Origin of the sequence: Tabrizicola sp. (assembly GCF_022842145.1) — a bacterium.
Classification (GTDB): Bacteria; Pseudomonadota; Alphaproteobacteria; order Rhodobacterales; family Rhodobacteraceae; genus Tabrizicola.
The window spans coordinates 131,789-137,788 of sequence record NZ_JALHQD010000011.1 but is presented as its reverse complement, the minus strand read 5'-3'; the positions used below and the strand labels follow the sequence as shown (position 1 = coordinate 137,788).

Here is a 6,000-nt window from a genome sequence, read left to right as displayed (position 1 = left end):
CGATGCAATACCGGTCCGATACAAAACTCGGACAAACCCTGGCGCGGGGTGGAGCAGCCCGGTAGCTCGTCAGGCTCATAACCTGAAGGTCACAGGTTCAAATCCTGTCCCCGCAACCATCGTCACTTGCCGAAAGCCCGCACCCCCAGTGCGGGCTTTGGCATTTGTGGCCAAGCTCCCGTTGCACAACGACAATATCGCCGCGAGTTCTCCGAAAAGCTCGATCCGGTGACCGTGGAGTGCGTCCGGATCAGGATGCAGGACTACCTTCTCGATCAGGCCACGCAGGAGATCTGCAGCCTCGGCTCGAGTACCCTCTTGGTTCAGAGCTTCTGCCAGGTTGGACACCTTGCTGGCATAGATCCCGGCCAGACCGGGATGCAGCGCCACGGATTCGGGCTCCGGGACTGTACCGAGCGCGGCTTCCAACCTCGTGCGATCTGCTTCCAGCGTGTCCATCTTCGCCTTCATCGACGGGTGATACATTCCGTCGGTGATCGCCGTCAGCAGCCCATCGATGTCCTTGCGTACCTTTGTCAGGCGCCGCTCGTTCTCTCCCCGCTCCGAGAGGGCAGAAAGCCGGTCCTCCTGCATCTCCCGCTGAAACTCGGAGATGAACTCCTTGATCAGGTCGGGATGCATCAGTCTGTGTTTTAATCCCCCAAGAATCCGGGTCTCAACGTCCTTGCGCGCAATGGTCTTGCGATTGCTGCAGGTGCCCGCGTTGCGGGCAGCGGCACAGCCGTAGCGGTCGGCGCTGATCATGATGTAGCTCGACCCGCAGCAGCCGCAGTGCAGGATGCCGGACATAAGATACCGGGCGCGTCGTCCGACCTCCGTCCTCGGTGCATGGGGATTGGCAGCCCGTTCGGTCAGGATGTCCTGTCGTACGGCCCCCTGTCGTTCTTTGACGCGTTGCCACAGGCCGTCGTCGATGATGCGTAGATTAGGGACCTCTTCGGTAATCCAGGCTTCCGGCGGATTTGGTCGAGCTTGCCGCTTGCCGGTCTCTGGATTCTTGATGAAGCGCTGGCGGTTCCAGACCAGCTTGCCGAGGTAGAGTTCATTGTTGAGAATGCCGGTGCCGCGCTTCCAGTTGCCGGAGATGGTCGAGAACGACCACGAGGCCGCTCCCTTGGTAGTGTTTGCACGAGGTGGAGGGACACCTTCCCGGTTCAACTCGATCGCTATGGTCCGAGCGCTCTTGCCTCGGCAATAGTCCTCGAAGATCCGGCGGATGGTGGCGGCCTGTGCCGCGTCAATCACCCGCTCCCCGGTTGTAAGCGTGCCATCCGGTAGGATCTGGCGATCGAGCTGGTAGCCGTAGCTGATGCCTCCAGCGGATTTGCCGGCCCTCACCCGGCCTTCGAGGCCGCGATGGGTCTTCTGTGACAGCTGGCGCAGGAAGAGCGCTGACATCGTGCCGCCGAGGCCGATGTGCAGTTCGTTGATCTCGCCTTCCGATTTGGTGACGATCTTGACACCAAGGTAGCTCAGACGCTTGTAGAGCCCAGCAATGTGTTCCTGGTCCCGCGAAAGGCGGTCGAGCGCTTCGGAGACGAGTACATCGAAGCCGCCCGCCATGGCGCGCTGCTGCATCTCCTGGAAACCGGGGCGCAAATGCGTGGCGCCGCTGACGGCTTCATCGGCAAAGACATCCACGACCAGCCAGCCATGTTCGTCGCAGAACCGACGGCAGAGGCGCACCTGATCCGGAACCGATGCGGTCGACTGCTGGTCAGAAGAATACCGGGCGTAGATTGCAGCGCGCATGCTCAACTTCTCCACTTTGAAATCTTTGCTGCCTTCCGGCGCTTCAGCACAATGTCCTGCAGCTCACGTCCGGCCTCGATCGCGCTGGCCTGATTGTAGTGTCGCTCGGATGTGCGGTCCGATGCATGCCCGAGGAGCGCCCGAATCCCACGCGCGTGCTCTGCCGATGAGAGCGCCATCGTTGTCGCGGCGCAATCCCGGAAGAAATGCGGCGGGATAGCAACGCCGATGAGCCGAAACGTCAGCCTTTTGAGCCAGACGCTTAGGAATCCTGCTGTGTAGGGTGCGCCGTACTTGGTCAACCAAAGGCGACGTGAATCCTGCACGTTTGGCAAAAGAAGGCAGGGGCGGACGACGTCGACGTAGTGCGTGAGGAGGCTAGCGGCCGGCTCCGGGACGTTTGCTTCCCAGTACTGGCCGGTCTTCAGGTCTGAGGCATCAAGGACGACGCGCCAACCACTTGGGCAGCGCTGCAAGCTGCGACCGAGCTCAAGATTGGTGAATGGGCGTCGACGCATCGGCATGAGAGCCAGCAGCGTAACCATAATCGCGTCGCGGCAAGCGCGCGCGCTTTCGATCGAAATAGTAGCAGCGTCTTGCTCTTCTCGATACTGCTTCACGCCAGCGTCGACTAGCACTCCGGACATGACTATGCGGCCCTGCTTTCGGCTGGACGGCGTCCTGTCTGTCAGGCGCTGATAATAGCGGGCGAGATTCCGGTGGGTCTCAAGCGACTGCGCCGGAGCCAGCGCCTTCAGCACACGGAGCACTGAATTGATCCGGAAACTTGCGGTGGCGGGGACAAGATGCGCCATGTCGGCCAGCCAAGCCTGCAGCACCTCTGGTGCCCCCCTGGTCAGAGGATCGAGGTAAAGCAAATCGGGACGTTCTCGCGTTACCCAACCCAGCCAATGTCCCCATGCCTCCGCCATGACAGAAATGGAAACCGGGCTCAAATGGCTTAGTGGGCCAGCCTCGTCGAGGGGGTGACCCTTCCGGAAGAGGCCGGACCAGAGGATCTGGTCCGGCTGCGGCCAATCGGCCGGTTTGAGAGAAAGACGCGTCACGGAGCCCTGCGCTGGAAAAGTGCCCCAGGTCTTCTTGTCGTGCCCGGCGACTTCACGCCCGGCTTGATGGTTTTGCGGTTTTGCAGGACGATCTCAGAGAGGAGACGCGTTGCATCCTCGCCTTCAAGGCCGACATAGGTCTCCCAAGTTGTCGATGTCTCTGCATGGCCGAGCACGCGGCGCACCAGTTCGTAATGGCCTGGGTATGCCTTAAGCATGAGTTTTGCTGACACATGACGAAACAAGTGTGGATGCACCTTCAGCCCTGTATGCGTCCGGATCACTTTGCTGATGCGGGTGCCAAGAGCCGTCGGAGCCATACTTCCGGTCCCATCACGCATCGGAAACAGCCAGGCTACCCCGGGCGGGCACAGCACGCCCGCCCGTTCGCGCAAGTGTGCGTCGATCCATCCCACCAGGTGATCCGCAGCACGAAACTGATCGCTCGGCCGGTCTTGGTTTGATCCGCCTGCAGGTTGAGGACCACATTCCCGGGCCCATGGCGCTGCAGGTCACGCTCGACATGGATCTCGGTGAGGTTCTTGCGGCGGATCGGACAGAAGGTCAGCATCTCAATCGCAATCGCCGTTTCCCGTTGCAGCGCGCGCGCAGCCGGGTTGCGGCAAGCCTTTGCCGTGGTCCAGAGTTCCTGCGCCAGTGACAGGAACGCGTCAGTCAGGCCGGCGTCGTTGAAGGGCATCAGTCGCTTGCGGTTCTTCTCCGTAAGGCCGTCCGTGCGCTGGAGGATCAACTTGCTGCACAGATCTTCAGCGCGTGTCCGCTCCTCATCCGACAGCGTCGTGTGGTGGCGCACCAACACCCGAAGTGCCACCGCCATGTTCGAGATGCCCGGTGTCTTAACGTTGTTGCTGCGCTGCAAGAGCCACCGAAATCCCAGCTCGAGGTTTGCAGGAAAAACCAGATCCCTGAGACCCTCGATGCGCTCCACCGGCAAGCCCGCATGGACCAGCACTGCCGCGAAACGGGTGAACTGGCCCCGGCGCGCCTTCACGGTGTCCGGACGCATCGCGCGTTGCAACATTCCAGCCGCCAGCGGATCGGGCTTGGCGAGGCTGTATATCAGGGTGTCGACTTCAGCGATGAATTGCCCAGAAAACTCGGAGTCGGGCAGACGATAGACCCTGTCGGAGGCTATCGGCTCCAGCTTCTGGGTGGGCCAGCCGGGCACCAGCTCCGCCGCGCGGTTCCAGGCAGTTCGCGCACGCCGGACGACATCGACCGGATGCTTGCGCAGCGATCGTGTCGTCACCAAGGCGAGATAGTTTGTCAGGTGTTCTGCGCCCACGTTCTCGGGGGCTACCGCGCGATCGTCCAGGTAGGCCACGAACCCCCAGAGCCCGGGAACGAGGCCGCTCTCCGCACTCTGGCGCAAGGCACGCCAGTTTGCTGCCCAGCTGGGCGACAACGCGGCGACGGGCTTCGTGCCGCTCTCGATGCAACCTAGATGGGCGAGAGCCGCCTTCATGTTGCTCAGGATGTTGGCCCAGGTTTTGGCTGTGATCCTCAAAGCCTTCGGTCTTAGTTCTTCCAGGCGTGGCTGCAGCCACGGCACATGCACTGGCACGGCATCCGGGTGACGGTTCAAGACCTCGGCCACGCGGGCCAGGCCGGAGATCATATCGCGGCGGCGATCTCGCGGCAGTGCAGTGTCAGCCGTGATGCGGGCGATGCATTCGCCAAAGGAGAGAGTGCCCGAAGGCACCGGGCCGATGCCCGCACCGGTGCTCCAAGATGTCTGGTCGCTGAAATTCCTGGTCATTGTCTACGTTCCTTTTGGACTGGTGTGGACTTGCGAGGACGGCTGAAGACAAGAGCTCCGATTCGGGAAACCATACTCTATCGAAACTGGTGGGATTGCTTCCGGACCTCTTCCCGAAACCTCTGCAAGCTGTTGACTTTAGTGGACTTAAATCGACCTCAGGCCCGCGTCGCGCACAGGGCGTGATAGCGGGCATAGGCGGCTTCCGTGATGCGGATTGATCGGCCCGAGGGACCGATGCGCGTCGCCTCCAGCAGGCCCAGTTCGATCGCGCGTCGCACCGACTTCACGCTGCATTGGTCGCGCGTGGCGACGTCCTGCATCGTCAGACGACGCTCAGTTTTGCCCGCGGGCGGGCGCAGGAGTGAATTGTAATTTGGGATCTGCTTCATGCTTGGCTTCTCCTTGCAGTGGACTGCTACGGAGCGCCTCTCTTGCCGTCTGCCGCGCCAGGAGGCGCGCAAGGGCCTTCAGTCCGGCGACTGCTGCGTCGTCGGGCGGAAAAGCCGCAAGAGGGTAGTGAGGGGCGCTGGTGTCCATGCAAGGACCATGAGGTCATGCAGGGCCTAAATGATATTCCGGGAACTCTGCAGTCTTCCGCAGTTACGTCGAGAAGAGAGACCTTGCCGGGATCCGTCGCCTCAGTTCGAACAGCTTCTTCTCCAGAGCTGAAAGCTCATGGGACGGGATTGGTTCGAGCTTGTTCAGGATTGCGCAAACGAAGGCCATCAGTGTGTCTGGCGGCGGCTCTACGGCTCCTCGAGGCATATAAATGGTCACTTCTCTTCCGAGAGCATCCCGCCAGATCCACATCAGCCTGATCAACAACCAGTCGTAGGCAGCATCGCGTGGAGCACCGGGCTTTCTTTGCCTCGGATCGAGGCGCTCCTGTTCCGCTGCAGCATCGGAAGATACGGAGAGTCTTTCGATGATCTCATCCAGTCTGGCAAAGAAAAGTCGAAGTCGCTTGTCGCGACGATTGTAGGCAGCCAGTTCTCGACCCCAAGCATCTTCGTCGGCACGAAGCGATTCATCCGGGGCGTCAACAGATTGCAGGAGATCATGAAGGAAAGTATGGAGCGCCGGCGTCCTCGGACGCAGCTGTATGTCTTCGGAATTCCATTCGGATGCCGCTTCTGAGGAATCCATCCCCTTGGCCAACCTCGCAAGCTTCTTGGCCGCGTGCTTCATGTCTTGGATTCTTGCGAAGCCCTCACTCACCGTAGGTGCAGCCTGGAATGACTGAAGCGCTTGAAATATGTTCACTGCGCTCCCAACGAGAACAGACAGTGATGAGTAATCTTCCGGTGCATAAACTAGCGGCATCGAAGTCGCGAAGACGGTCATTGTGGGCGTTGTGTCGGATAGGAACCCAACCCA

The 6,000-nt window shown here is 60.8% G+C and carries 6 protein-coding genes and 1 tRNA gene; 1 reads left to right on the top strand and 6 read right to left on the bottom strand.

Annotated features, from left to right (window positions below; all coding sequences use genetic code 11):
- Positions 1-42: 42 nt before the first annotated feature.
- Positions 43-119, top strand: a tRNA-Met gene (locus Q0C42_RS20395).
- Here Q0C42_RS20395 and Q0C42_RS20390 read toward each other — a convergent pair.
- From Q0C42_RS20390 to Q0C42_RS20365, 6 genes are all read right to left on the bottom strand, one after another.
- Positions 76-1,773: a recombinase family protein gene (locus Q0C42_RS20390; protein WP_295080510.1), complete on the bottom strand. Its 1,698-nt coding sequence runs from the start codon at positions 1,771-1,773 to the stop codon at positions 76-78. The two genes, Q0C42_RS20395 and Q0C42_RS20390, sit on opposite strands and share 44 nt — an antisense overlap.
- Positions 1,774-1,775: 2 nt before the next feature.
- Entirely contained in the window at positions 1,776-2,840 is a 1,065-nt protein-coding gene (locus tag Q0C42_RS20385; protein WP_295080497.1) for a hypothetical protein, read from the bottom strand.
- The gene (locus Q0C42_RS20380; protein ID WP_295080495.1) at positions 2,837-3,160 is read right to left on the bottom strand and encodes a hypothetical protein; all 324 of its coding nucleotides are present in this window, start codon (positions 3,158-3,160) and stop codon (positions 2,837-2,839) included. Before Q0C42_RS20380 ends, Q0C42_RS20385 begins: the two co-directional genes overlap by 4 nt.
- A gap of 35 nt (positions 3,161-3,195) precedes the next feature.
- On the bottom strand, positions 3,196-4,620 hold the full coding sequence (locus tag Q0C42_RS20375) for a hypothetical protein (protein WP_295080492.1): 1,425 nt from the start codon (positions 4,618-4,620) through the stop codon (positions 3,196-3,198).
- A 158-nt stretch (positions 4,621-4,778) separates the two neighbouring features.
- Positions 4,779-5,012: a DNA-binding protein gene (locus Q0C42_RS20370; RefSeq protein ID WP_295080488.1), complete on the bottom strand. Its 234-nt coding sequence runs from the start codon at positions 5,010-5,012 to the stop codon at positions 4,779-4,781.
- A 211-nt stretch (positions 5,013-5,223) separates the two neighbouring features.
- Positions 5,224-5,811: a hypothetical protein gene (locus Q0C42_RS20365; RefSeq protein ID WP_295080485.1), complete on the bottom strand. Its 588-nt coding sequence runs from the start codon at positions 5,809-5,811 to the stop codon at positions 5,224-5,226.
- Positions 5,812-6,000: the final 189 nt, after the last annotated feature.

What these genes read in the sequence shown, in the direction of transcription:
- Q0C42_RS20390 (WP_295080510.1), bottom strand. Translation starts at nt 1,773, where the DNA reads ATGCGCGCTGCAATCTACGCCCGGTATTCTTCTGACCAGCAGTCGACC.
- Q0C42_RS20380 (WP_295080495.1), bottom strand. Translation starts at nt 3,160, where the DNA reads ATGGCTCCGACGGCTCTTGGCACCCGCATCAGCAAAGTGATCCGGACG.
- Q0C42_RS20375 (WP_295080492.1), bottom strand. Translation starts at nt 4,620, where the DNA reads ATGACCAGGAATTTCAGCGACCAGACATCTTGGAGCACCGGTGCGGGC.
- Q0C42_RS20370 (WP_295080488.1), bottom strand. Translation starts at nt 5,012, where the DNA reads ATGAAGCAGATCCCAAATTACAATTCACTCCTGCGCCCGCCCGCGGGC.
- Q0C42_RS20365 (WP_295080485.1), bottom strand. Translation starts at nt 5,811, where the DNA reads ATGAAGCACGCGGCCAAGAAGCTTGCGAGGTTGGCCAAGGGGATGGAT.